Annotated in this window: 1 protein-coding gene and 1 pseudogene; both read left to right on the forward strand. The window is 27.0% G+C overall.

Annotated elements, in window-relative coordinates; genetic code table 11:
• The first annotated feature begins 142 nt into the window (after positions 1-142).
• Positions 143-1444, forward strand: coding sequence for an EpsG family protein (locus tag DXA15_RS24875; protein WP_128135828.1), 1302 nt, complete (start codon positions 143-145; stop codon positions 1442-1444).
• A 292-nt stretch (positions 1445-1736) separates the two neighbouring features.
• Positions 1737-1982 (forward strand): annotated as a pseudogene (locus DXA15_RS27450) (glycosyl transferase); the annotation flags it as partial.

The raw sequence follows: 1982 nt of genomic DNA on the forward strand, positions 1-1982 counted from the left end.
TAGCTTCTATTCTATTTTGAAGTTGTTAAATCGTAAAGCTGGATAAATATTTATTTTGTTGAAAGCACGATGATTTATATTTGTATCGTTGTATCGTTAATATTCTGTATTGTAAAATACGATATATATTCTTCAAAGCACGATGATTTATATTTGTATCGTTGTATCGTTAATATTCTGTATTGTAAAATACGATATATATTCTTCTAGTCAATATAAGAATACTGTTTTCAAAGTAGTATTCTTTGTTTTATGGTTTCTTGCTGCTTTTAGATATAGGATTGGGAATGATACGGCTGATTACATGTATGAATACACGCATTCTTTAGCTATTTCTGATTGCTCTTGGGAAGATATATTAGGTAATATTAATAGGCGTCCTGGATGGAATATCTTAATTGGAGTATGTAAACAGATAGGAAGTGATTATGTGATATTTCAGTTGTTTCATTCGACTTTTATTAATTATTCTATATATCATTTTATAAAAAGATATTCTAAGATGATATATGTAAGTGCTTTTATCTATTTCGTTTTGTTTTATGCTAATTTGTGTTTTGATGCTATGAGAGAAGCTTTGGCTGTTGCAGTTTTTTTATGGTCTATAAATTCATTTACTAAGAATAAATGGGTGAAGTATTATTTTATTGCATGCATTGCATCATTGTTTCATATTAGCTCTATAATCATATTTATATTACCATTAGTTAAGATCTTGAAACCTACTAAAACTTTACTGATTTGTTCTTTTGTTATCTTTTGCGTACTATTATCTTTATATCCATTTATTAATGAATACCTATTATATTTACAAATTTGGGGAAATGTTGGTGATTTTGGCTCTAAAGCAACAAATTATCTTTCTAATGAAAACTATCAATTTAGTGGTACAATATTGTCGATTATAAAGGCTTTAATTTCAGGTGTTTTGGTGTCTCTGTTTTTTGTTTATTATTACTGCATGAGGAGAAATGATAGCTATGATTGGATAATACAAATAAATTTAGTTTATATTTTGTTGGATATATTAAATGTGGGTGATAGCTATGATTGGATAATACAAATAAATTTAGTTTATATTTTGTTGGATATATTAAATGTGGGTGCTCCGTTGTTCTATCGTTTCCAAAGTTATTTGTGTATAATATATGTCATACTAATATCAAATTGCTGTTATTATTTATTGTATGAGTATGTCATACTAATATCAAATTGCTGTTATTATTTATTGTATGAGAAAAAACTATGTTTATTAACTAGGCAGTTTTCAATATTTGTAGTTTTAATATGTATATCATATTATCCAATAAAGCGATATTTTATGCCATTCCCACCTAAGCCTGAAATTTTGAATTATCGCTTATACAGTCCATATAGTACAGTCTTTTTTAAAGATGTAGATATGGTTAGAGAATCAATGAGGGACCATCCAGAAATTAAGTAATTGAATATAAATATGAAATCTATTCTTGTATTATTAATTGGTGATATTAAGTACGATGGAAGAGTACAAAAAGAAATTTATACACTTCAAAAAGCTGGCCATCATGTTACGTTAGTTGTATCTTCTTTTAATACGAATGACAGTCTTGATAATTATGATTTTGATATAATTGAGTTAAGAAGTGAATATAGTTCCTTTGCTATAGGAAGACTGTTTAGTGCTATATCATATTATAGGCAAATACATAAGATAATAAAAAACTGTATCTCCCAATATTATACATTGTAACGACTTGAATACATTGTTGTATATTGGCGGAATATCAAGGAGTATAGAGGTTGTGTATGATGCGCATGAGTTATATTTAGAAGGAAGGACTGGATTAATAAAATGGTTTTGGGATAAAGTTGAAAAAACTTTAATTTACAGAACTAAAGCTGTTATTGTTCCTCAAATTGACCGTTTATATTATATGTCATTTCGTTACAAATTACCTATATATCATTATCATTTAGTTGAGAATTTCCAATTTTCCAAT

This window comes from Parabacteroides sp. AM58-2XD (assembly GCF_003463685.1).
Lineage (GTDB): Bacteria > Bacteroidota > Bacteroidia > Bacteroidales > Tannerellaceae > Parabacteroides > Parabacteroides segnis.

Excerpts from the sequence above, each read along its gene's own strand:
- DXA15_RS24875 (WP_128135828.1), top strand. The coding sequence starts at position 143 with ATGATTTATATTTGTATCGTTGTATCGTTAATATTCTGTATTGTAAAA.